The following is a 24,707-nucleotide window of genomic DNA, read 5'->3' as shown; positions in this document are numbered from 1 at the left end:
AAAGCTGACAAAATAACTGGGAAGAGCTATCTGCATTTTATGAATTTCCCGTAGAAATCAGGAAAATTATTTACACGGCCAAATTGATTGAAACCCTCAATGAAAAAATCAGGAAGTATACCAAAAACAAATTGTAATTCCCAACAGATGATGCTGTTATGAAATCTACTTTTTTAGCTCTGAGGAAGGCTACAAAAAAAATGGTCCAAACCGATACTGAATTGGAGAATAATTTTGAATCAATTTTTAACTATTTTTTACAAAAGAGCTTGACTATGAATAAAAACAAAAAAATATGTCCTTTTTTATCTACACACTTTAAGGGATAGTGTGTCATTTTTATTGAGATAGCTTTTGATTTTTTTTATTGCTACTTTCTATTTCATCTATAGTGTCTATTAGTATTTTTGATACGGTGACAAATGAATTACTAAAAGCGCGTTTTATGTTTTTGTGATATTTTTCAGCCTCTAGACGGGTTTTGAAAATTCCTATCAAGATTTTAAACTCTGGGGATTCGAATATTATATCTACGTGTTTTTCTTGTGGAAATAGAGATAAAAAATTACTCTTCATAGATAATGCATTCTTTCTATCACCATTAAAAAGCTGTATTCTATATACTTTTATCTTTTTTTCTTTTTTAAAGTTTTTGTTGTATTCGTATATGTGTTTTGATATACTGTCGTGTTGTATTACGGTCACTTTACCTTTTATTTTTTTTTCTTGACAAAAGGCTAGTGTCCCAATGACACACATTATACATATATATATATATTTCATTAAAATAACTGCTTTATAGTATTTTGAGTTCTAATTGTTCTATTCTAGTATCAGAAACTTTCGTTATCAAAAAGGAGAAATCGTCTTCTATTGTTATCTTGTGGTCTTTCTTGGGAATATCTTTTGTGTAGAAAACTATTAATCCTCCCAAGGTGCTATACTCTTCAGATTCTGGTAGATTCAATTGATATTTTTTATTTACATAGCTAACTCCTAGTTTAGCCGAAAAAATAAATTCAGAATCGTTTTTTTTTACTTCTACTAAGAGATTTTTATCGTGTTCATCTTCTATTTCTCCAAATAGCTCTTCGACTATATTTTCCATGGTAATTAATCCTGAAGTGGCTCCGTATTCATCTACTACCATGGCTATATTTCTCTTGCTTTCTATCAACATGTTTAAGAGTTCTTTTACCAATAGACTTTCAGGAATGATGCTTATAGGCAATATGACGTCTTTGATGTGTTCGGGTTGCTTAAACATTTCAAATGAGTGTACGTAACCGATTATATTATCTATATCTCCTCGGTAGATAGGTATTCTAGAGAATCCCGTTTTTATGAATTTCTCTTTGAGTTTTTCTATAGGGGTATCTATGCTCAACGCAACGATTTCTATACGAGAAACCATTGAAGATCTAATTTTAATATCAGAAAATTTTAAGGCTTTTTTTAGAATTTCCCCTACGCTTAGATCTCTTTTATTAGATACGGTTTCTATCTCTTGAGACACGTATTCTCCTAGATCTTCCATTTTGAGGACATCGTTGTTTTTGTTTGGATTAATTTTAAAAAACACTTTGAGAAAAGTATTTGAACACAAAATGACGAAATCTGTTATCTTGGTGATGGATAAAATCTGATAAAATAAATAACTTGGAATTGTAAAAAAGTTCAACAGTTTATTTGGATATAACATAAAAACCACTTTTGGTAAAAACTCCGCAGTTACTAATATTATACTTGTAGATAATACTGTTTGTATTAATAAAATCCACCATGGAACATTTTCAGGATCTATTCCTGGGAAAATGTTTTTACTTATAAGGCTCCCCATACATATACCGTATACGACCACAGATATATTGTTACCTATAAGGGTAGTTACTATGAATTTGTTTGGATTTTTAGATATTGTAGCCAACATGGAAGATATTCTATTCCCCTTAGTGCTATCTATTTTCATCCTCATACGGCTAGATGCTACAAAGGCTATTTCCATTCCTGAAAAAAAAGCAGAGCACAGTATGCTTACAAAAATAATTATAGAATCCGTCATTTATACCATTTATTCTTTATTATTCGCGTGCTGTCTTTTTCGAATAAAAAACATTAGTACAGATGAGATAAAAAATACTAAAAATATATAAGATCTACTTCTGTTTGAAGACCAACAACAGATTATTTCAAATAGTGATACAGCAGCTATTACTAACCATGTGTATTGAATTAATACAATTATTTTTTTCATCATTCCATATTTATATCTCCACTGATTCCCTTGAGGTTATATGTAGACATATCATCGGGAGCTTCAAATCCGTTTTTTCCTATCAATGTTTCGTTTTTACTCGATATTTTAACTAAATCTTCGGAATATATTTTTTTAGTCACTCTGTCCCAAAACAACTCTTCTGTGTATATAGTATCTCCTTTGGAATTTATAATTATAACATTGCTTTTCAATTCTAAAAAACCCTTAGTTGTATATTCTTTGGCGTAATTCGATTTGATAAAATTAGCCGCTCCTTCTACTTCATCGTTGAATACACTAACTTCAATTCCTTTTGGAAATTCTCTATACGGTTCTTCTTTTTTATCAAAGGCTATAACTTCAGGAGTCTTAAACCTGACTTTTACCCTGCCAGAGTCGGTATAAACCAAATTTAATGATTTAGCATAATTAGTCCTCATCTCACTGATATCGATGATTTTGTCTATTTCTTCAATATTATTTTCACAAGACAAAAGGAATATTGACAATAGTGAGACTAACAAACTTTTTTTTGATATCATTTATTGACTTACAATTACTTCCTTATTAATCCAACATTTTATTTTGATGCGATCTCCATTGGAATGCCCAAATTTAAAGATTAATGTTTTATCAGGAGCTAATTTCATATATGTCTTTGCCATTTTTTTAGCCTCATTCGCCATAGATGGATCTACCGAAGCAGCCTTGTTGAAAGTAGATATAGCCAACCAGTATACGCATCTCTTCTCGAATTCATTAGCTCCACATTCGTTGGCGCTGTTGGCATATAAATTTCCAAGAATCATATATGGTTTTCCATAATCTTTTTTACTCTCTATGGCTTTGTATATAAACTCTCTAGCTGTGTGTTTGTCTTTCTGACTCATATATGACTTGGCAATGCTAATATAGTTGTCAGCTTTCTTTTTATTGTCGTCTTCCTCATTGGCAGATATTTCGTAATATTTTATGGCATTTTTATAATCTTTCATAGAAAAATACTTATTACCTATTATTCTAGCTATACCTGGAGTTGGATTTAGTTCGTAACTGAGTTTTATTAAATCTAGAAAAATAGGAGTATCTGTACATTTCTTTGTCATCAACATTTTAATGGCAGATTTAATCCACTCTTCTTTTTTATTTGTTTTTATATTGTTTGAATAAAATTTTTCTAATTTTTCACAAGAGGCCAGGGGAGCTATTACTTTGTTAATATTTATTTTGACAGCATTGATAATCTTTAGATTACTTTTGGTTTTCCTCAGGAGTTTTTTATCCTTAGCAGATAATTTTTCTTTAGAAGATAATTCATCTTTTATTTTGTCTAGTTTTTCTTTAGATCCTTGTAAGCACTCTGATGTGTAAGAGTATATATCAAATATTTTCTCGGTAGAGAATACCTTGTTATTGAACAATTTTACAGAGCACAAAAAATAATTATACAGTGTAGACCCCGATGATTCATCTTTTTCTAATTCACAAGATTCATTTAATATGTTAAAGACTTCCTCTAAGTCACCTATTTTGTGTTTCATCATATTAGACCCTTTCAGACCTAATACATATCCCCTTTTATCGGGAAAGTTTTTTAACCTGTTGTCAAATACAGAGACCAAGAGCTCTTTATATTTTTCTTTTTCTTCTTTTGTCTTAGCATTTTTTAATTTAAACTCTACTAATTTAGGTCCGTGTATGTACACATTAATATGTGATTTTGGACAGTTGTCAAAACAATATTTCCAAGCGTTATAAGAATCATTGTAATTCCCAGATTTGAAATATTCATAATAGATAGATAGTTTTTCTTTACACTTATTTTCATTGGTATAATCATTAATTCCTTCTTGTGCAATAGTGTAGTTTGAAAAAATCAGGAATATGGCAACAATTATTTTTAGACTGAATGTCTTTTCCGCTCTTTTTATTTTCATCTTCTTTCTAGTAATATTTTTTTTCTATAAACCATTTGTCATTTAGTGAGATGCCTATTTTTACGTTGTAGTGAGTTTCACGGATGAGTACATCACTTTGATTACCTATTACATTAACCTCAAATCCTAGATCTAATCTAGAGATAGAAGATTTTCCAAAAGGTATTCCAAAGCCTATGAAGGCTCCTATATCGTTTATAGTTTGATCATTTAAGATTAAAGGTGTTACAGTGTAATGAGCACCAGCTTTATATGTCACTTTTTCAAAAAAATTAGTCAGAGATGTTATATCAGGAATATAATGCCCGCCTATAGATAATTTGTGATAATCGCCATATGACACGTTCTTTTCCTTATCCCTGTCGAAGAAACTCATATTGACACTGTTATATTTCTCATAGTTAAATCCTATAAGCCATTTCATATCACTAGATAGGGAAAATCCCAATCCCATATTTGTAGGTATATGAGTAGTTATATCTTTTTCTTCTTTGAGTGCGTATTTCTTATCCGTTTCCAGATTGATTGAGGCGCCCTTAGTATAAGTATATATCATATTAGATTCTTTACCTTTTAAAGGGGTTTTAAAAGTATATGTGCTTCCTAAGTTTAAATTGATATTTTCATTTAATCTAAATGTGTATTGAGCACCTATATCAAATTGAACTCCAGTTAGATTATTTATGAAAACCTCTTTAGTATACAAGCTGAATTTATCTGTTGCATATATCTTATTATTAGTGTATTTGCCGAATAAATAAGAAGTATTTACTCCTATTCTAAAATCCATTATTTCGTATCCCAAACCTATATAAGCTTTATTTATCCCTCCATAACCTTCAAATGAATCTGATCTCTTAGAATCATCTTTTAGTTTAGTTTTTCTAGTGATATCGTATCCAACAGAAAACTTTGGAAGAAAGCCTATGCTCAATCCAAAATTACCCATTGGGAAGGCTATAGCTACGTGGTCGAATCTAAAATTAGGGCTAGAGCTCTCTTTATCATTGGATTTCATATTTACAAAAGAATTGGTCATAGCCATGGAAAATGCAGTTAGCTTAATGGATGCATAACTAGCTGGATTAGCCATATTTATATCTGTAGGGCTGCTATAAGTGGCGTCTAATCCAATTTGATTCGACGCGGTTGCACTATTTCTAATCTCTCCTAATCCATAACTAGAATAAGGAGAGACAGAATTTTTCTGGCCCATTGAAAATAATGGGAAAATAAATGTTATGCACAGGCATATCTTTTTTGATAAGATCATGTGTTACTACTGGGTATTTTCTATGTTATTATTCAAAACAAAATTAAGTCCTTTTTGCAAAAGCAGGGGGGGGGCAAATGTAAAACATTGTATTTTTCTAAACAAATTATAAGAATCTCCTCCAGTTGTTATTATTATTAATTCCTTAAATATTTCTTTATACTTCGAAATAAAACCTTCTATCTCATATATGGTTCCCTTATAAACGCCTGTGTTTATACAAGAAATAGTATCGTATCCTATTGTGGATACTTTTTTATCCAATTCCACTAAGGGTAATTTTCCAGTCAGCATATTTAATGATTTGAACCTCATTTGTAATCCAGGAGATATGGCTCCTCCCATATATTCTCTATTGTCATTTATGAGGTCGTATGTTATGCAGCTTCCAGCATCTATTACTAGGACATTTTTATTTGGAAATATCTGTGTAGCTGCTGTTACTAGGGCGAGCCTATCACTACCTAATGTTTCAGGGCTCTTGTATTTATTTATAAAGGGAAACTTTAAATCTTTGGACATGATTAAAACCTCACACTTTTTCTCAATAATAGAGTATACAGAATCTGTGTTATCTTTTACATTAGATATGATAGCTGCTCTTATATTGTATTTATTAAAAAGATCTTTTAAAACATTTTCAACTTTTGAAATATCTATTCTCTCAAACAAGAGATGTCTCTCATTTTCGAATACGGATATCTTAGTCGATGTATTACCTATATCTACGACTAGGTTTAAACGGCTTTTTTCATCCATGTGAAATTTAGAGTCTATTATTTTTTATTCTAGAGTAGTTTATTTAATTCACTCATGATTTTATCCCCACCTCTTTCTAAGCATTCTGTAGCTAATTTAAATCCCATATTTGAGGAATCTCTTATCGAGAAAACCCTTTCTATATATATTTTTTTATTCCCATCTCTATCTAATAGAGCTCCTTTAAAGTGTATACTCTCATCTTTTAATTCAGCTATTGCTCCAATAGGAGCTGTGCATCCTCCCTCTAGGCCACTCAAGAAATCTCGTTCTATACCTACACAAAGATTAGTTTTTTCGCAGTTTATCTCTTTAATTATATCTAAGATCTGAGTTTCACCTTTTCTACATGTTATCATTATTGCTCCTTGGGCAGGAGCTGGGATCATCCAATCTAAGATTATGTGTTTTTCAGGTAAAATATTTATCCTCTTTAGTCCGACTTCTGCAAAGATAGCAGCGTCTATATTAGGTTTTTGAATCTCTTTGAGGCGATTGTTTACATTACCTCTCAAATCGTGTATTATGTGATTTGGGTATTTGTTTTTCCAAAAAGCTTTTCTTCTGAGACTTCCAGTTGCTATATTGATTTTTTTGTCAAAATTATTTAGTATATCATCGTCGGCATAAACTAAGGCATCTCGAGTGTTTCCACGTTTTAATACAGCGCCTTGCACTATGCCTTGGGGTAATGAAGTTGGAACGTCTTTCATAGAATGAACGGCGATATCTATATCGTTATTCAGAAGGGCTATATCCAAAGATTTGGTAAATACGCCTACTATATTCAAGTCGTATATGGGAGTGTCTAATATTAAATCTCCTGTGGATTTTATAGGCACTATTTCAATTTCACATCCAAATTCTCTTATTTTTTGTTCTACTAGCCTTGCTTGATACATAGCTAATTGACTACTTCTGGTTCCTAATCTTATTTTTTTTCCCATAAAAAACTACGACAAGGTCAAAATAATAATCGTCACAACGACAAATATATTTTCCTTTTTTAGTTATACTATTAAACTATAATGGTTTTAAAATTCTTGCAAAGTTATTTTTTATACTTAATAATTTTAGTTAATGAAATTATTAACCTGAATTAGATTAATCCAGATTAATCATAGTTATATTAAAATAGATTAGACATGATCTTTTTCCCTTAACTTTTTTACTAATCAAACAAAACTCGTCTTCTTTGTTTTTTGCACCATTTTTTAGGATTAAACTTTTTTGCCAATCTATCTACCTATTTTTAGGATTAAACTTTTTTGCCAATCTATCTACCTACTAAAAAAAAATATATTGCGAAAAAATAATATATTGTGTGTCACACAAAACAGAAATGTTTTAGTTATGTACTCAAAAGTTTTATACCGAAACAAATTTCTCCCAAGTTTTTAAAAAGATAAAAAGATAAAAAGATAAAAAGAGAAAAGATAAGCTTATTTTTTTTGGAGCCTTTTTATTTTTCATTTCTTTTTATCTAAAAAAATACATTTGCTTTTATTAACCGAGTTTAAGCTAGCGGTCATATAAAAAAACCACTACAGCAAATAACTATAGTGGTTAATTCTTTTAAGATTTAACTAGCCCTTGGTAGATTCAGAGATTAAGAGCTTCATTAGCCTCTTCAATAGCTTTCTTAGCTTCATCAGCAGCTATACAAGTCATGCCAAGTTCACGAGAAGCCTCAACAGTAAATTTAGCAGGTTCAATAGCAGCAGCAGTGATAATAGCTTCTTTAGCTTTTTCAGTGGACTCTTTAACTTTTTCAGCAGCAGTCTTAGCTTTATCAATAGCGGATTTAACAGCCTCATCAATTTCATCTAAGTCTAAGGTAGTAACGGCAGATATAACGTCATAAGCTTTAGCAACAGCAGCATCAGCAGCAGTCTTAACAGCTTCAACCTGAGTATTCTGAATATATCCTATAATAATAGAAGTTTTAGCAGCACTAACTTCATTATTAAAGATATTAGCAACAGTTACTAAAGCTTCAATCTTTTTTTTAATGGGTGCAATAGCAGTATCAATTAGTTTCTCTTGTTCAACCTGAGTATCAGATTTTTTATATATGATAGCTTTATATTGATTTACAAAGGCTATATCCTCTATTTTATAAGTGATTGGAATAATGGCTTCATAAGTATTTTCATCTTCTTCTTTCTTATTGAAGGTAGCTCTAGCTGGAGTAGTTGGGGGAGGGATTTTCTCATAATTATCTTTACCCCCATGTGGAATTCCCCTATTAAATTCTACAGTTATACCTAATTCAATACTCTCATCGGCAACTTCATTTTTTAGATTAGGATTTTCTGCAGAACCAAATGTTATAGTTTGGTTTAGATCATCAACAGATGTAGCAGTAATATCAGAATTTGTTAAAAGCTTATCATTAGCCTTAATTGCAGTTTCAGCAGCATTAATAGCATCGGGAGCTCTAAAAGCTATAACTTTATATTTTTTAGTTGAGTTGTCTTGAGTAGCTGTAACAGTATATTCTACACCTGATTGGTATAAATCAAAAACATTTTCAGTAAAAACAATCTTTCCCAATTCTTGAGCTAAACCACTCTCAGGGATTATAGTAGTATTTTCGGATATCTCAATCGTAGGTTTAAACTCTTTAATTTCAGCATCTACATCATTAGGCAATAATAAAACATAGATTTTTTGCCCGTTTGATTCAATAACTTTAGCGGTTATATCAACACCCCCTATTTGAGGATTTTGAGATTCCTTTAACTTTACACTGATTATCTCTTTAGGAATTGTGCTTTGAGAATCTTCATTTTCAGGAAATACTTTGTTCTTATCACACGAAAACGTAAAAAGAACTGACAATATGAGCAATGATGCTTTTCTTAGATTAAATATTTTCATAATTTCAATACTATTAAGATAGATTAATTTTAAGTCTACCAAGGTAGTTTATATTTAAAAAATGTAAAGAAAGAAATATTAATTAAATTTTTCAGATAAACCTGATTTAATGGAATTAAAAAAGGGGCATAAAAACACCCCTTTTTTTGTTAACTGAAACCGTTTTTAAATCTATTTTTAGGATTGAGGAATCGTAATAGCTTCAATGGCTGTCTTAGCAGCATCAATAGCATTCTTAGCATCAGTAGCTTTATTCAAAGCTTCCTCAGCAGCGTTCTTAGCGGTCCCAGCGTTAGTAGCAGCTTGTTCGGCAGCAGTCTTAGCTTCAGTAGCTTTTTCGGCAGCAGTTTTAGCAACAGTAGGGTCAATAGCATCAGCAGTAGCAGTTTTAGCAGTCTCTATAGTTTGTTTAACTTCTTCTGCCTTGGTAGCAGCTTCAGTAGCTTTTTGAACAGCAGTATCAGCAGCTTCCTTAGCAGCTGTAGCCTTTACCAAGGCAGAATCAGCAGCATTCTGGGCCTCAGTAGCTTTTTGAAGAGCATCATTAGCAGCATCTCTAGTTAAAGCAGCAACTAAAGCCTCAACGGCAGTTTTAACTTTTGCAACTTCAGCAACAGTAGTTTGGGCAGCAGTCTGTGATAATCCAGCCTTAGTAGCAGCATCAGCAGCAGTAGTTTTAGCTTCTTCAGCCTTAGTAGCAGCATCATCAGCAGCGTTTTTGGCTGCAGTGGCGTCTGCAGTACCTGTACTTAGAGCAGTAACTAAAGCATCAACAGCGTCCTTAGCAGTATTAGCCTTAGTAGAGGCAGTATCAGCAGCATCTTTAGCGTTTCCAGCTTGAGTAGAAGCAGTATCAGCAGCAGTTTTAGCTTTTTCAGCTTCATCAGAAGCTTTGGTAGCAAGAGCCTTAGCAGCCTCAATTTGAGTTTTTTTAGCAGCAGCAATGGCAGTATCTCTAGCAGCTTCAGCAGTACCCTTAGCGGTTTCAGCTTTTTTCTTAGCTTCTTCAGCTTTTTGAGCTTCAGAAGCAGCAGAATCAGCAGCATTTTTAGCGGCAGTAACAGTAGTATTAGAAGCTTCAGCTACATTCTTAGCATTTTTAGCATCATTTTTAGCTTGTTCAGCCTCCTGAGCAGCAGTCTTAGCAGTTGTAGCAGCAGTCTTAGCAGCTTGAGCCTGAGTAGCAGCTTCCTGAGCAGCTTGCTTAGCTTGTTCAGCAGCAGTCTTAACATCTCCATTTTCAGAAAGTAAACTATTAACGGAATTAAAAGCAGTTTCAGCATCATTCTGAGCTTGTTCAGCAGCAGTCTGAGCTTGTTCAGCTGTAGTCTTAGCATTTTCAGCAACTGTAGCAGCTTGTTGAGCTTCTCCAGCCTTAGTAGTAGCATCAGCAGCAAGAGCTTTAATAGCCTCAGTCTGAGCTTTTTTAGCAGCAGCAATGGCAGCGTCTCTAGCATTTTCAGCAGCTTGCTGAGCTTGTTCAGCCTCAGTCTTAGCATTTTCAGCTTTTGTAGCTTCAGTAGCAGCATTTTCAGCAGCTTGCTTAGCTTGTTCAACATTAGTATTAGAAGCTTCAGCTGCATTCTTAGCATTTTCAGTGGCATCTTTAGCTTCTCTAGCCTTATCAGCAGCAGTCTGTGCTTCTGTAGCCTTGGTAGCAGCTTGAGTAGCAGCAGTTTGAGCATCTTGCTTAGCTTGTTCAGCAGCGTTTTTAGCAGCTTGAACTTCAGAAGAAGTTAAACTTTGAACAGCACCAGCAGCAGTTTGAGCTTGAGTAGACGCAGCATCAGCAGCATCTTTAGCAGTTTCAGCAGCTTCCTTAGCAGTATTAGCAGCTGTAGCAGCAGTTTTAGCTTTTTCAGCTTCAGTAGTAGCCTTTTGAATAGCAGCAGTTAAAGAATTAGCTTGAGCTTGTATAGCAGCAGCATCAGCAGCACTCTTAGCGGTATCAGCCTTAGTCTTAGCAGCATTAGCTGCAGCGGTAGCTTCATTAGCTTTAATTTTAGCTTGAGTTAAAGCATCAGGAGTAGTAGCGGCACTGGCAGCTGTAGTGGCAGCCTCAATAGCCGTAGTAGCAGTAGTAACTGCTGCTTTAGCAGTATCAAGGGCATTCTGAGCGGCAGTCTTATCAGTTAAAGTTTTAACAAGCTCAGAGGCTGTAGTAGCAGTAGTAGAAGCACTATCAGCAATAGTTTTAGCAGCAGAGATAGAAGCCTTAAGTTCCTCTTTAACTTTATCATTAGATTTTTTATATATAGTAGCTTTATAATTTTTTATAAATGTTTTGTCCTCTATTGTATAAGTTATTGGAATAATAGCTTCATAAGTATTTTCATCATCTTCTTTCTTATTGAAAGAAATTGTAGTTGGAGTAGTTGGAGAAAGGATATTTTTGTAAGTATCCTCACCGCCATCTGGAATTACTCTATTAAATTCTACAGTTATACCTAATTCAATACTCTTATCAGCAACTTCATTTTTTAGATTCGGATTTTCTGCAGAACCAAATGTTATTGTTTGATTTAAATTATCGATGTTTGGAGCAGTAACATCAGAATTAACTAAAAATTTAACATTATCATCCTTAATTGCAGTTTCAGAAGCCTTAATACCATCGGGAGCTCTGAGTGCTATAACTCTGTATTTTTTAACTGAACTGTCTTGATCAGCTGTAACAGTATATTCTACACCTGATTGTGATAAGTCAAAAACATTTTCATTAATGGTGATTTTTCCAAGCTCTTGAGGGGAACTATTTTCGGGGTTTATAGTAGTATTTTCGGATATTGTAATTGTAGGAATAAAACTTTCAGAATCAGTGTTTACACCGTTAGGCAATAATAAAATATAGATTTTTTGTCCATTTGATTCAATAACTTCAGCGTTTATATCAACACTACCTATTCCAGTATTTTGAGACGCTTCTAATTTTAGACTTATTATTTCTTTAGGAATTGTGCTTTGAGAATTTTCTTCATCGGGAATGACATTTTTCTTATCACACGAGAACGTAAAAAGAATAGACAATATGAATAAAAATACTTTTTTTAATTTAAAAATCTTCATAATTCAACATTATTTGAGTTAGTTTCAAGCTACTAAGATAGCTTATATTTATATAAACGTTGAGAAAGAAATATTAATAGAATTCAGTTTTTCAGAAAAACCTGATTTAATGGCATTAAAAAAGGGGCATAAAAACACCCCTTTTTTTGAAAATTAAAATATTTTAAATCTATCCATGTTATGGAATAGTAATAGCTTCAATGGCTGTCTTAGCAGCATCAATAGCCGCCTTAGCTTGTTCAATAGCTGTCTTGGCTAAATTAGCTTTTTGAGCAGCAGTATCAGCGGCATCCTTAGCTAACCCTGCCTTAGTAGCAGCAGTATCAGCAGCTTGCTTAGCTAAATTAGCTTTTTCAGAAGCTTCAGAATCAGTAGGGGTAATAGCATCAACAGCATCTTTAGCTAGATTAGCTTTTTCAGCAGCAGTATCAGCAGCAGATTTAGCGTCTTTAGCTTTAGTAACAAGATCAGTAGCAGTAGACTTAGCAGCGTTAGCCTTTTCCAAGGCAGAATCAGCAGCAGTCTTAGCGTTAGTAGCTTTTTGGAGAGCATCATTAACATCATCGCTAGTTAAAGCAGCAACCAAAGCCTCAACAGCAGTTTTAACTTTCTCAGCCTCAGCAATAGTAGTTTGAACAGCTTGCTGGGCTAATCCAGCTTGAGTATTAGCTTGAGTAGCAGCAGTTTGAGCGGCAGTAGCTTTAGCAGCAGCAGCAGCAGCAGCAGCAGCAGACTGAGCTTCTTTAGCCTTAGCTGTAGCATCTGAAGAAGTATCAGTTATAGCGGTAACTAAAGCATTAGCAGCTTCTTTAGCAGCAGTAGCTTTAGTAGAAGTGTCAGTAGCCTTAGTAGAGGCATCATCAGCATTAGATTTAGCAGTATCACCAGCAGTGTTAGCTTTTCCAGCCTCTGAAGAAGCTTTAGTAGCAAGAGCCTTAGCAGCTTCAAGCTGAGCTTGTCTAGCAGCAGTAACAGTAGCAGCCCTAGCAGTTTCAGCAGCTTGCTGAGCATTCTTAGCATTTTGAGCAGCAGCTTCAGCTGCATTCTTAGCATTTTCAGCTTTTTTAGCTTCACTAGCAGCATTTTCAGCAGTTTGAGTGGCGGCAGTGAGAGTAGCAGCAGTATTAGTAGCTTCTTGAGCAGCAGTCTTAGCTTTTTCAGCCTCAGTCTTAGCATTTTCAGCAGCTGTAGCAGCTTGCTTAGCTTCTGAGGCCTTATTAGCAGCAGTTTGAGCCTCATTCTGAGCTTGCGTAGCAGCAGTTTGAGCAGCTTGAACTTCAGAAGAAGTTAAACTTTGAACAGAATTAAAAGCAGCTTGAGCCTCATTATTAGCTTTGGTCGCGGCATCTTTAGCTTCATTAGCTTTTGTAGAAGCTTCACTTGCAGTGTCAGAAGCAGTATTAGCTTTTCTGGCATCATCAGTAGCCTTAGCAGCAAGAGCTTTAATAGCTTCAGTCTGAGCTTGTTTAGCAGTAGCTTCAGCAGCTTTTTGAGCATTTATAGCCGCATCCCTAGCAGCTTCAGCCTCAGTCTGAGCTTCCTTAGCTTTTGTAGCTTCAGTAGCAGCATTTTCAGCAGCTTGAGTGGCGGCATTAACAGTATCAGCAGCTTCAGCTGTATTCTGAGCTTGTGCAGCAACTTGCTTAGCAGCTAAAGCCTTGCCGTAAGCAGTCTGGGCTTCTGTAGCTTTATTAGTAGCGATTTGAGATTGAGCAACTGCAGTATCAGCAGCATTTTTAGCTTGTGCAGCAGCAGTTTGAGCAGCTTGAACTTCAGAAGAAGTTAAATTTTGAACAGCATCAGCAGCATTTTTAGCTTGAGTATACGCAGTAGTGGCAGTTTCTTTAGCTTGTTCAGCGGTATTTTTAGCATTTTCAGCATCAGTAGCAGCTTGCTTAGCTTTCCCAGCTTCAGTAGCAGCCTTAGCAGCAAGAGCTTTAATAGCTTCAGTTTGAGCTTTAGCTTGAGCTTGTTTGGATTTGTTTAAAGCATCTGTAGCAACAGTTTGAGCTTGTTTAGCATAATTAGTAGCAGCTTCAACTTTAGTCTTAGTTTGAGTTAAAGCTTCAGGAGTAGTAGCTTCAGAAACAGCCTTAGTAGCATCAGTTACAGCTTGAGTAGCAGTCTGAAGAGCAGCATTAGCATCAGAAACAGATTGAGTGGCACTAGTAAAAGTAGCGGCAGTCTTATCAGTTAAGGGTTGAATAATATTACTAGCTTGGGTAACAGTAGCGGAAGCGTTATCGACAACACTCTTAGCAGCAGAGATAGAAGCCTTAAGTTCTTCTTTAACTTTATCATTAGATTTTTTATATATAATTGCTTTATAATTTTTTACAAAAGTTTTGTCCTCTATTGTATAAGTGACTGGAATAGTAGCCTCATAAGTATTTTCATCATCTTCATTTTTTTTGAAAGAAACTGTAGTTGGAACAGTTGGGGTAGGGATATTTTTGTAAGTATCCTCATCGTCATCTGGAATTACTCTATTAAATTCTACAGTTATACCTAATTCAATACTCTCATCAGCAACTTCATTTTTTAGATTCGGATTTTCTGCAGAGCCAAATATTATTGTTTGACTTAAATTATTGACAGTTTGAGCAGTAACATCAGAATTAACTAAAAATTTAACATTATCAGCCTTAATTGCAGTTTCAGAAGCCTTAATACCATCGGGAGCTCTGAGAGCTATAACTCTGTATTTTTTAATTGAACTGTCTTGATCAGCTGTAACAGTATATTCTACACCTGATTGTGATAAGTCAAAAACATTTTCATTAATGGTGATTTTTCTAAGCTCTTGAGGGGAACTATTTTCGGGGTTTATAGTAGTATTTTCGGATATCTCAATAGTAGGTTTAAATTCTTTAGTGTCAACACTTACACCATGAGGCAATAATAAAACATAGATTTTTTGCCCATTCGATTCAATAACTTCGGCATTTATATCAACACTACCTATTCTGGGATTTTGAGATACGTCTAATTTTAGACTGATTATCTCTTTAGGAATTGTGCTTTGAGAATTTTCTTCATCGGGAATGACTTTGTTCTTATCACATGAAAATGTAAAAAGAATAGACAATATGAATAGAAATACTTTTTTTAATTTAAAAATCTTCATAATTCAACATTATTTGAGTTAGTTTCAAGCTACTAAGATAGCTTATATTTATATAAACGTTGAGAAAGAAATATTAATAGAATTCAGTTTTTCAGAAAAACCTGATTTAATGGCATTAAAAAAGGGGCATAAAAACACCCCTTTTTTTGAAAATTAAAATATTTTGAATCTATCCCATATGGTTATGAAATCGTAATAGCATCAATGGCTGTCTTAGCAGCATCAATAGCTGTCTTAGCAACATCAATAGCCGCCTTAGCTTCTTTAGCTTTATTCAAAGCTTCCTCAGCAGCTTGTTTAGCAGTCCTTGCTTGAGTAGCAGCTTGTTCGGCAGAAGTCTTAGCTTCATTAGCCTTATTAGCAGCATCAGCATCAGTAGGTGTAATAGTATCAACAGCAGTTTTAGCTAAATTAGCTTTTTCAGTAGCAGTATCCGTAGCAGATTTAGAAGCTTTAGCTTTAGTAACAAGATCAGTAGCAGCAGTTTGAGCTGCTGTAGCCTTTTCCAAGGCAGTCTGAGCAGCACTCTGAGCTGCGGTAGCTGTAGACTTAGCAGTATCAAGGGAAGTGCTAGTTAAAGCAGCAACCAAAGCATTAACAGCAGTTTTAACTTTTGCAGCCTCCTGAGCAGCAACCTGAGCAGCATCCTTAGCTTCTCCAGCCTTAGTATCAGCATCAGTAGCAGCATCCTTAGCTTCTCCAGCCTTAGTGTCAGCATCAGTAGCTGCGTCCTTAGCAGCAGTAGCGTCTGCAGTACCTGTACTTAGGGCAGTAACTAAAGCATCAGCAGCTTCTTTAGCGGCAGTAGCTTTAGTAGAGGCATTATCAGCATTAGATTTAGCAGTATCAGTAGCAGTTTGAGCAGCTGTAGCAGCAGTGCTGGCTTTTTGAGCTTCATCAGAAGCTTTGGCAGCAAGAGCCTTAGCAGCTTCAAGATGAGCTTGTCTAGCAGCAGATCTAGCCGCATCCCTAGCAGTTTCAGCAGCTTGCTGAGCTTGTTCAGCCTCAGTCTTAGCATTTTCAGCTTTTGTAGCTTCAGCGGCAGCAGTTTGAGCAGCTTGAGTGGCGGCAGTAACAGTATCAGCAGTAACAGCTGTATTCTTGGCAGCTTCAGCAGCATTCTTAGCATTTTCAGCAGTTTGTTTAGCTTGTTCAGCCTTAGCAGCAGCAGCTTTAGCAGCTTGAGCCTGAGTAGAAGCAATGCCAGCTTGAGTAGTAGCAGTATCAGCAGAATTTTTAGCAGCTTGAACATCAGAAGAAGTTAAACTTTGAACAGCACCAGCAGCAGTTTGAGCTTGAGTAGACGCAGTAGTGGCAGCGTTTTTAGCTTGTTCAGCAGCATCTTTAGCAGTATTAGCAGCTGTAGCAGCAGTTTGAGCTTTCCCAGCTTCAGCAGTGGCTTTAGCAGCAAGAGCTTTATTGGCAGCAGTTTGAGCTTTTTGAGCTTCAGCAACAGCTGTATCCCTAGCAGCTTCAGCAGCTTGTTGAGCAGTCTGAGCAGCAGACTTAGCTTGTTCAGCTTTTGTAGCTTCAGCGGTAGCAGTATCAGCAGCTTGAGTAGCGGCAGTGAGAGTAGCAGCATCAGCAGCAGCTTGAGCTTGAGTAGACGCAGCCTCAGCAGCATCTTTAGCTTCTCTAGCCTTATCAGCAGCAGTCTGAGCTTCTGTAGCAGCTTGCTGAGCTTCCCCAGCCTTAGTAGCAGCAGTTTGAGCATCTTGCTTAGCTTGTACAGCAGCAGTTTGAGCAGCTTGAATTTCAGAAGAAGTTAAACTTTTAACAGCATCAGCAGCGGCTTGAGCTTGAGTAGACGCAGTAGTGGCAGTATTTTTAGCTTGTTCAGCCGTATTTTTAGCATTTTCAGCTGCTGTAGCAGCAGTTTGAGCTTTTACAGATTCTTCAGTAGCCTTTTGAACAGCAGAAGCTATAGCATCAGTCTGAGCTTTAGTGTCAGCAGCAAGCTTAGCGGCATCAGCAGCACTCTTAGCAGTATCAGCCTTAGTTTTAGCGGCATTAGCTGCGGCAGTAGCATTATTAATTTTAGTCTTAGCTTCAACCAAAGTTTCAGGAGTAGTAGCTTCAGTCACGGCCGTAGTAGCATCCGAGACAGCAGTAGTAGCATCAGCGATAGCTTTAGTAGCAGTAGCAAGGGCAGTCTGAGCGGCATTTTTTTCAGTTAAGGGTTGAATAATATTACTAGCTTCATTAGCGACAGCACTAGCTTCTCCAATTTTAGCTTTAGTAGTAGCTATAGAAGCCTTAAGTTCCTCTTTAACTTTATCATTAGATTTTTTATATATAATTGCTTTATAATTTTTTACAAAAGTTTTGTCCTCTATTGTATAAGTTATTGGAATAATAGCTTCATAAGTATTTTCATCATCTTCTTTCTTATTGAAAGAAATTGTAGTTGGAGTAGTTGGAGAAAGGATATTTTTGTAAGTATCCTCACCGCCATCTGGAATTACTCTATTAAATTCTACAGTTATACCTAATTCAATACTCTTATCAGCAACTTCATTTTTTAGATTCGGATTTTCTGCAGAACCAAATGTTATTGTTTGACTTAAATTATCGATGTTTGGAGCAGTAACATCATAATTAACTAAAAATTTAACATTATCAGCCTTAATTGCAGTTTTAGAAGCCTTAATACCATCGGGAGCTCTGAGTGCTATAACTCTGTATTTTTTAACTGAACTGTCTTGATCAGCTGTAACAGTATATTCTACACCTGATTGTGATAAGTCAAAAACATTTTCATTAATGGTGATTTTTCCAAGCTCTTGAGGGGAACTGTTTTCAGGGTTTATAGTAGTATTTTCGGATATCTCAATAGTAGGTTTAAATTCTTTAGTGTCAACACTTACACCATGAGGCAATAATAAAACATAGATTTTTTGCCCATTCGATTCAATAACTTCGGCATTTATATCAATACTACCTATTCTGGGATTTTGAGATGCGTCTAATTTTAGACTTATTATTTCTTTAGGAATTGTGCTTTGAGAATCTTCATTTTCAGGAATGACTTTGTTCTTATCACATGAAAATGTAAAAAGAATAGACAATATGAATAAAAATACTTTTTTTAATTTAAAAATCTTCATAATTCAACATTATTTGAGTTAGTTTCAAGCTACTAAGATAGCTTATATTTATATAAACGTTGAGAAAGAAATATTAATAGAATTCAGTTTTTCAGAAAAGCCTGATTTAATGGCATTAAAAAAGGGGCATAAAAACACCCCTTTTTTGAAAATTAAAATATTTTGAATCTATCCCATATGTTATGAAATCGTAATAGCATCAATAGCTGTCTTAGCAACATCAATAGCCGCCTTAGCTTGTTCAATAGCATTTTTAGCTTCAGTAGCTTTATTTAAAGTCTCAGTAGCAGTACTCTTAGCAGTGCTAGCGTCAGTAGCAGCTTGTTCAGCTGCATTCTTAGCTTCATTAGCCTTATTAGCAGCATTAGCATCAGTAGGGTTAATGGCATCAACAGCAGATTTAGCTAAATTAGCTTTTTCAGCAGCAGCATCAGCAGCAGATTTAGCGTCTTCAGCTTTAGCAACAAGATCAGTAGCAGCAGACTTAGCAGCTGTAGCCTTTTCCAAGGCAGTTTGAGCAGCAGTCTGAGCTGTGGTAGCTTTTTGGAGAGCATCATTAGCAGCATCGCTAGTTAAAGCAGTAACCAAAGCCTCAACAGCAGTTTTAACTTTTTCAGCTTCAGTACCAGCAGCTGTAGCAGCAGTCTGGGATAATTCAGCTTGAGTAGCAGCAGTATCAGCAGCAGATTTAGCGTCTTCGGCTTTAGTAACAAGATCAGCAGCAGCAGACTGAGCTTCTTTGGCCTTAGCTGCAGCATCTGGAGAAGTATCAGTTATAGCGGTAACTAAAGCATCAGCAGCTTCTTTAGCAGCAGTAGCTTTAGTAGAAGTGTCAGTAGCCTTAGTAGAGGCATCATCAGCATTAGATTTAGCAGTATCAGCAGCAGTTTTAGCTTTTTGAGCTTCATCAGAAGCTTTGGCAGCAAGAGCTTTAGCAGCTTCAAGCTGAGCTTTTTTAGCAGCAACTTCAGTAGCTTGTTGAGCAGTCTTAGCAGCGTTCTTAGCGGTCTCAGCCTCAGTCTTAGCATTCATAGCTTTTGTAGCTTCAGTAGCAGCAGTATCAGCAGCTTGCTTAGCTTGTTCAATATTAATATTAGAAGCTTCAGCTGCACTCTTAGCATTTTCAGCAGCATCTTTAGCTTCTCTAGCCTTATCAGCAGCAGTCTGAGCTTCTATAGCAGCTTGCTGAGCTTCTCCAGCCTTAGTAGCAGCAGTTTGAGCATCTTGCTTAGCTTGTTCAGCAGCGTTTTTAGCAGCTTGAACTTCAGAAGAAGTCAAACTTTGAACAGAATTAAAAGCAGTTTGAGCCTCATTATTGGCTTTGGTAGCAGCATTTTTAGCAGTTTGAGCTTGAGTAGACGCATTTTCAGCAGCTGTAGCAGCAGTCTTAGCTTTTCCAGCATCATCAGCAGCCTTAGCAGCAAGAGCCTTAGCAGCTTCAAGCTGAGCTTTTTTAGCAGCAGCAATGGCAGTATCTCTAGCAGATTCAGCAGCTTGTTGAGCAGACTGAGCAGTAGTCTTAGCATTTTCAGCTTTTGTAGCTTCCTCAGCAGCAGTCTTAGCGGCCTTCTGAGCTTGTTCAACATTAGTATTAGAAGCTTCAGCTGCATTCTTAGCATTTTCAGCAGCATCTTTAGCTTTTTCAGCTTCAGATGCAGCAGCCTCAGCAGCTTGAGCCTGAGTAGCAGCAATGCCAGCTTGAGTAGACGCAGTAGTGGCAGCAGTTTGAGCAGCTTGAACTTCAGAAGAAGTTAAACTTTGAACAGCATCAGCAGCAGCTTGAGCTTGATTATACGCAGCTACAGCAGCTTCCTTAGCAGTATTAGCATTAGTAGCAGCTTGCTGAGCCTTCTCAGCTTCTTCAGTAGCCTTTTGAACAGCAGCAGCTAAAGCTGCAGTTTGTGCTTGTCTAGCAGCAGCATCAGCAGCACTCTTAGCGGTCTCAGCCTTAGTCTTAGCAGCATTAGCTTCAGCGTTAGCAGTATCAACTTTAGTCTTAGCTTGAGTTAAAGCTTCAGAAGTAGTAGCATCCTCAACAGCTTTAGTAGCTGCCTCAATAGCCGTAGTAGCAGTCTGAAGAGCAACCTTAGCGTCAGCAATAGCTTGAGTAGCAGTAGCAAGGGCAGTCTGAGCGGCAGACTTATCAGTTAAGGGTTGAATAATATTACTAGCTTGTGTAACAGTAGCGGAAGCGTTATCGACAACACTCTTAGCAGCAGAGATAGAAGAATTAAGTTCCTCTTTAACTTTATCATTAGATTTTTTATATATAGTAGCTTTATAATTTTTTATAAAGGTTTTGTCCTCTATTGTATAAGTTATTGGAATAATAGCTTCATAAGTATTTTCATCATCTTCTTTCTTATTGAAAGAAATTGTAGTTGGAGTAGTTGGAGAAAGGATATTTTTGTAAGTATCCTCACCGCCATCTGGAATTACTCTATTAAATTCTACAGTTATACCTAATTCAATACTCTTATCAGCAACTTCATTTTTTAGATTCGGATTTTCTGCAGAACCAAATGTTATTGTTTGATTTAAATTATCGATGTTTGGAGCAGTAACATCAGAATTAACTAAAAATTTAACATTATCATCCTTAATTGCAGTTTCAGAAGCCTTAATACCATCGGGAGCTCTGAGTGCTATAACTCTGTATTTTTTAACTGAACTGTCTTGATCAGCTGTAACTAGTATATTCTACACCTGATTGTGATAAGTCAAAAACATTTTCATTAATGGTGATTTTTCCAAGCTCTTGAGGGGAACTATTTTCGGGGTTTATAGTAGTATTTTCGGATATTGTAATTGTAGGAATAAAACTTTCAGAATCAGTGTTTACACCGTTAGGCAATAATAAAATATAGATTTTTTGTCCATTTGATTCAATAACTTCAGCGTTTATATCAACACTACCTATTCCAGTATTTTGAGACGCTTCTAATTTTAGACTTATTATTTCTTTAGGAATTGTGCTTTGAGAATTTTCTTCATCGGGAATGACTTTGTTCTTATCACATGAAAATGTAAAAAGAACAGACAATATGAATAAAAATACTTTTTTTAATTTAAAAATCTTCATAATTCAACATTATTTGAGTTAGTTTCAAACTACTAAGATAGTTTATATTTAGCTAAGCGTTGAGAAAAAAATATTAATTGATTTTAGTTTTTCAGAAAAACCTGATTTTATGGCATTAAAAAAGGGGCGTTTTTGTGCCCCTTCTTTTTGTTAACTGAAACCGTTTTTAAATCTATTTTTAGGATTGAGGAATCGTAATAGCTTCAATGGCTGTCTTAGCAGCATCAATAGCCACCTTAGCTTGTTCAATAGCATTCTTAGCATCAGTAGCTTTTTGAGCAGCTTGTTCAGCAGTGCTCTTAGCAGTCCCAGCGTCAGTAGCAGCTTGTTCAGCAGCATCCTTAGCTAACCCAGCCTTAGTAGCAGCAGCATCAGCATCAGCAGGGTTAATAGCGTCAACAGCAGTTTTAGCAGTATCAATAGCTTGTTTAGCTTCTCCAGCCTTAGTAGCAGCATCAGCAGCTTTTTGAGCAGCAGTATCAGCAGCTTCCTTAGCAGCTGTAGCCTTTCCCAAGGCAGTCTGAGCAGCAGTTTGAGCTGTAGTAGCTGCAGACTTAGCATTATCAAGAGAAGTGCTAGTTAAAGCAGCAACTAAAGTATTAACAGCATTTTTAACTTTCTCAGCTTCATTAATAGTAGTTTGAACAGCTTGTTGGGCTTCTATAGCTTTAGCATTAGTATCAGAAGCAGCGTTTTTGGCTTCTCCAGCCTTAGTAGCAGCATCAGTAGCAGTGGTTTGAGCGGCAGTAGCCTTAGTAGCAGCATCTGAAGAAGTATCAGTTATAGCGGTAACTAGAGCATCAGCAGCGTCCTTAGCAGCAGTAGCTTTAGTAGAAGTATCAGTAGCCTTAGTAGAGGCATCATCAGCATTAGATTTAGCAGTGTCAGCAGCAGTTTTAGCTTTTTGAGCTTCATCAGAAGCTTTGGCAGCAAGAGCCTTAGCAGCTTCAAGCTGAGCTTTCTTAGCCTCAGCTTCAGCTTCAGTCTGAGCATTTTTAGCCGCATCCCTAGCAGCTTCAGCCTCAGTCTTAGCTTCTTCAGCTTTTGTAGCTTCAGTAGCAGCAGAATTAGAAGCATTTTTAGCGGCAGTAACACTAGCATTAGAGGCTTCAGCTGCATTCTTAGCATTTTCAGCAGCAGCCTTAGCATTTTTAGCTTCAGCGGCAGCATTTTTAGCAGCTTGAGCCTGAGTAGAAGCAATCTGAGCTTGTTTAGTAGCATTTTCAGCAGCTTGCTTAGCTTGTTCAACAGCGGTCTTAACATCTCTAGTTTCAGTTTCAGAAACTAAACTATTAACAGAATTAAAAGCAGTCTCAGCAGCAGTCTTAGCTGCTTCAGAAGCAGTCTGAGCTTCTGCAGCTGTATTCTTAGCAGTTTCAGCAGCATCTGAAGCAATATTAGCTTTTTGAGCTTCAGCGGTGGCCTTAGCAGCAAGAGCTTTAATAGCTTCAGTCTGAGCTTGTTTAGCAGCATCAATGGCAGAATCTCTAGCAGTTTCAGCCTCAGTCTTAGCTTCTTCAGCTTTTGTAGCTTCAGCGGTAGCATTTTCCGCAGCTTGCTTAGCTTGTTCAACATTAGTATTAGAAGCTTCAGCAGCAGTATTAGAAGCTTCAGCAGCAGTATTAGCAGCATTTTGAGCCTGAGTAGCAGCTTCTTGAGCAGCAGTCTTAGTTTTTTCAGCAGCTGTAGCTGCTTGCTGAGCTTCTCCAGCCTTGGTAGCAGCTTGTGCAGCAGCGTTTTTAGCATCTTGAATTTCAGAAGAAAGTAAATCTTTAACAGCTTCAGCAGCAGCTTGAGCTTGAGTAGAGGCAGTATCAGCAGCTTCCTTAGCAGCATTAGCTGCTGTAGCAGCAGCTTGAGCCTTCCCAGCTTCAGTAGTAGCCTTTTGAATAGCAGCAGCTATAGCATCAGTCTGAGCTTTAGTGTCAGCAGCTTGCTTAGCGGCATCAGCAGCACTCTTAGCGGCATCAGCCTTAGTCTTAGCAGTATTAGCTGCAGCGGTAGCACTATCAACTTTAGTCTTAGCTTGAGTTAAAGCATCAGGAGTAGTAGCATCAGTCACAGCTTTAGTAGCATCAGCGATAGCAGTAGTAGCAGTAACAACTGCTGCTTTAGCTGATTCAATAGCCTGATTAGCAGTAGTAACTTCAGCAGTAGACTTATCAGTTAAGGAATTAACAAGCTCAGAGGCTGCAGTAGCAGTAGTAGAAGCACTATCAGTAATAGTTTTAGTAGCATCTATAGAAGCCTTAAGTTCCTCTTTAACTTTAGAAATAGACTTTTTGTAAAAAATTGCTTTATAATTTTTTATAAAAGTTTTTTTCTCTATTGTATAAGTGATTGGAATAGTAGCTTCATAAGTATTTTCATCATCTTCGTTTTTTTTGAAAGAAACTGTAGTTGGAGTAGTTGGAGAAGGGATGTTTTTGTAAGTATCCTCATCGCCATCTGGAATTACTCTATTAAATCCTACAGTTATATCTAGGTCAATACTCTCATCAGCAACTTCATTTTTTAGATTCGGATTTTCTGCAGAGCCAAATGTTATTGTTTGGCTTAAATTATTGACAGTTTGAGCAGTAACATCAGAATTAACTAAAAATTTAACATTATCATCCTTAATTGCAGTTTCAGAAGCCTTAATACCATCGGGAGCTCTGAGTGCTATAACTCTGTATTTTTTAACTGAACTGTCTTGATCAGCTGTAACAGTATATTCTACACCTGATTGTGATAAGTCAAAAACATTTTCATTAATGGTGATTTTTCCAAGCTCTTGAGGGGAACTGTTTTCAGGGTTTATAGTAGTATTTTCGGATATCTCAATAGTAGGTTTAAATTCTTTAGTGTCAACACTTACACCATGAGGCAATAATAAAACATAGATTTTTTGCCCATTCGATTCAATAACTTCGGCATTTATATCAATACTACCTATTCCGGGATTTTGAGATGCGTCTAATTTTAGACTTATTATTTCTTTAGGAATTGTGCTTTGAGAATCTTCATTTTCAGGAATGACTTTGTTCTTATCACATGAAAATGTAAAAAGAATAGACAATATGAATAAAAATACTTTTTTTAATTTAAAAATCTTCATAATTCAACATTATTTGAGTTAGTTTCAAGCTACTAAGATAGCTTATATTTATATAAACGTTGAGAAAGAAATATTAATAGAATTCAGTTTTTCAGAAAAACCTGATTTAATGGCAT

General features: G+C 35.9%; 15 protein-coding genes and 1 pseudogene. 1 reads left to right on the top strand and 15 read right to left on the bottom strand.

Features of this window, described 5'->3' with window-relative positions:
• Positions 1-8: 8 nt before the first annotated feature.
• Positions 9-273, top strand: a pseudogene (locus JBKA6_RS06725) (transposase); the annotation flags it as partial.
• 66 nt (positions 274-339) lie between these two features.
• Here JBKA6_RS06725 and JBKA6_RS06720 read toward each other — a convergent pair.
• The 15 genes from JBKA6_RS06720 to JBKA6_RS07620 form a co-directional block, all read right to left on the bottom strand.
• Positions 340-783, bottom strand: coding sequence for an SPOR domain-containing protein (locus tag JBKA6_RS06720; RefSeq protein WP_157776992.1), 444 nt, complete (start codon positions 781-783; stop codon positions 340-342).
• 13 nt (positions 784-796) lie between these two features.
• Positions 797-2,062 (bottom strand): hemolysin family protein, encoded by a 1,266-nt coding sequence (locus JBKA6_RS06715; RefSeq protein WP_096687075.1) that lies wholly within the window; start codon positions 2,060-2,062, stop codon positions 797-799.
• A 191-nt stretch (positions 2,063-2,253) separates the two neighbouring features.
• Positions 2,254-2,799: an LPS export ABC transporter periplasmic protein LptC gene (gene lptC, locus JBKA6_RS06710; RefSeq protein WP_096687073.1), complete on the bottom strand. Its 546-nt coding sequence runs from the start codon at positions 2,797-2,799 to the stop codon at positions 2,254-2,256.
• On the bottom strand, positions 2,800-4,194 hold the full coding sequence (locus JBKA6_RS06705) for a tetratricopeptide repeat protein (RefSeq protein ID WP_096687071.1): 1,395 nt from the start codon (positions 4,192-4,194) through the stop codon (positions 2,800-2,802).
• Between the two features lie 7 nt (positions 4,195-4,201).
• Positions 4,202-5,410 (bottom strand): hypothetical protein, encoded by a 1,209-nt coding sequence (locus JBKA6_RS06700; protein ID WP_096687068.1) that lies wholly within the window; start codon positions 5,408-5,410, stop codon positions 4,202-4,204.
• Positions 5,411-5,473: 63 nt separating this feature from the next.
• Positions 5,474-6,226 (bottom strand): type III pantothenate kinase, encoded by a 753-nt coding sequence (locus JBKA6_RS06695; protein WP_096687066.1) that lies wholly within the window; start codon positions 6,224-6,226, stop codon positions 5,474-5,476.
• 29 nt (positions 6,227-6,255) lie between these two features.
• Positions 6,256-7,173, bottom strand: a complete 918-nt coding sequence (gene hemC, locus JBKA6_RS06690) for a hydroxymethylbilane synthase (protein ID WP_096687063.1) — start codon at positions 7,171-7,173, stop codon at positions 6,256-6,258.
• Positions 7,174-7,828: 655 nt separating this feature from the next.
• Positions 7,829-9,109 carry a hypothetical protein gene (locus tag JBKA6_RS06685; RefSeq protein WP_096687061.1) on the bottom strand — a complete coding sequence of 427 codons (1,281 nt, stop codon included), beginning with the start codon at positions 9,107-9,109 and terminating at the stop codon, positions 7,829-7,831.
• 177 nt (positions 9,110-9,286) lie between these two features.
• Positions 9,287-12,175: a hypothetical protein gene (locus JBKA6_RS07645; RefSeq protein ID WP_157776991.1), complete on the bottom strand. Its 2,889-nt coding sequence runs from the start codon at positions 12,173-12,175 to the stop codon at positions 9,287-9,289.
• Between the two features lie 178 nt (positions 12,176-12,353).
• Positions 12,354-15,302: a hypothetical protein gene (locus tag JBKA6_RS07640; RefSeq protein ID WP_157776990.1), complete on the bottom strand. Its 2,949-nt coding sequence runs from the start codon at positions 15,300-15,302 to the stop codon at positions 12,354-12,356.
• 182 nt (positions 15,303-15,484) lie between these two features.
• Complete coding sequence (locus tag JBKA6_RS07635) at positions 15,485-18,409, bottom strand: hypothetical protein (protein WP_157776989.1); 2,925 nt, start codon at positions 18,407-18,409, stop codon at positions 15,485-15,487.
• Positions 18,410-18,589: 180 nt separating this feature from the next.
• Complete coding sequence (locus JBKA6_RS07630) at positions 18,590-19,687, bottom strand: hypothetical protein (RefSeq protein WP_157776988.1); 1,098 nt, start codon at positions 19,685-19,687, stop codon at positions 18,590-18,592.
• Positions 19,684-20,100, bottom strand: a complete 417-nt coding sequence (locus JBKA6_RS07625) for a hypothetical protein (RefSeq protein WP_157776987.1) — start codon at positions 20,098-20,100, stop codon at positions 19,684-19,686. The genes JBKA6_RS07630 and JBKA6_RS07625 overlap by 4 nt, the downstream gene beginning before the upstream one ends.
• Positions 20,101-21,089: 989 nt before the next feature.
• Positions 21,090-21,491 (bottom strand): hypothetical protein, encoded by a 402-nt coding sequence (locus JBKA6_RS06660; protein WP_096687058.1) that lies wholly within the window; start codon positions 21,489-21,491, stop codon positions 21,090-21,092.
• A gap of 178 nt (positions 21,492-21,669) precedes the next feature.
• The gene (locus JBKA6_RS07620; RefSeq protein WP_157776986.1) at positions 21,670-24,591 is read right to left on the bottom strand and encodes a hypothetical protein; all 2,922 of its coding nucleotides are present in this window, start codon (positions 24,589-24,591) and stop codon (positions 21,670-21,672) included.
• Positions 24,592-24,707 lie beyond the last annotated feature (116 nt).

This window comes from Ichthyobacterium seriolicida, from assembly GCF_002369955.1.
Taxonomy (GTDB): Bacteria; Bacteroidota; Bacteroidia; order Flavobacteriales; family Ichthyobacteriaceae; genus Ichthyobacterium; species Ichthyobacterium seriolicida.
This window is presented reverse-complemented; position numbering and strand designations above follow the sequence as displayed.

Coding starts and splice junctions, on each gene's coding strand:
- JBKA6_RS07640 (WP_157776990.1), bottom strand. CDS start 15,302: ATGAAGATTTTTAAATTAAAAAAAGTATTTCTATTCATATTGTCTATT.
- JBKA6_RS06720 (WP_157776992.1), bottom strand. CDS start 783: ATGAAATATATATATATATGTATAATGTGTGTCATTGGGACACTAGCC.
- JBKA6_RS07635 (WP_157776989.1), bottom strand. CDS start 18,409: ATGAAGATTTTTAAATTAAAAAAAGTATTTTTATTCATATTGTCTATT.
- JBKA6_RS07620 (WP_157776986.1), bottom strand. CDS start 24,591: ATGAAGATTTTTAAATTAAAAAAAGTATTTTTATTCATATTGTCTATT.
- JBKA6_RS06715 (WP_096687075.1), bottom strand. CDS start 2,062: ATGACGGATTCTATAATTATTTTTGTAAGCATACTGTGCTCTGCTTTT.
- JBKA6_RS06700 (WP_096687068.1), bottom strand. CDS start 5,410: ATGGGCCAGAAAAATTCTGTCTCTCCTTATTCTAGTTATGGATTAGGA.
- JBKA6_RS06695 (WP_096687066.1), bottom strand. CDS start 6,226: ATGGATGAAAAAAGCCGTTTAAACCTAGTCGTAGATATAGGTAATACA.
- JBKA6_RS07645 (WP_157776991.1), bottom strand. CDS start 12,175: ATGAAGATTTTTAAATTAAAAAAAGTATTTTTATTCATATTGTCTATT.
- JBKA6_RS06660 (WP_096687058.1), bottom strand. CDS start 21,491: ATGAAGATTTTTAAATTAAAAAAAGTATTTTTATTCATATTGTCTGTT.
- JBKA6_RS06705 (WP_096687071.1), bottom strand. CDS start 4,194: ATGAAAATAAAAAGAGCGGAAAAGACATTCAGTCTAAAAATAATTGTT.
- hemC (WP_096687063.1), bottom strand. CDS start 7,173: ATGGGAAAAAAAATAAGATTAGGAACCAGAAGTAGTCAATTAGCTATG.
- lptC (WP_096687073.1), bottom strand. CDS start 2,799: ATGATATCAAAAAAAAGTTTGTTAGTCTCACTATTGTCAATATTCCTT.
- JBKA6_RS06685 (WP_096687061.1), bottom strand. CDS start 9,109: ATGAAAATATTTAATCTAAGAAAAGCATCATTGCTCATATTGTCAGTT.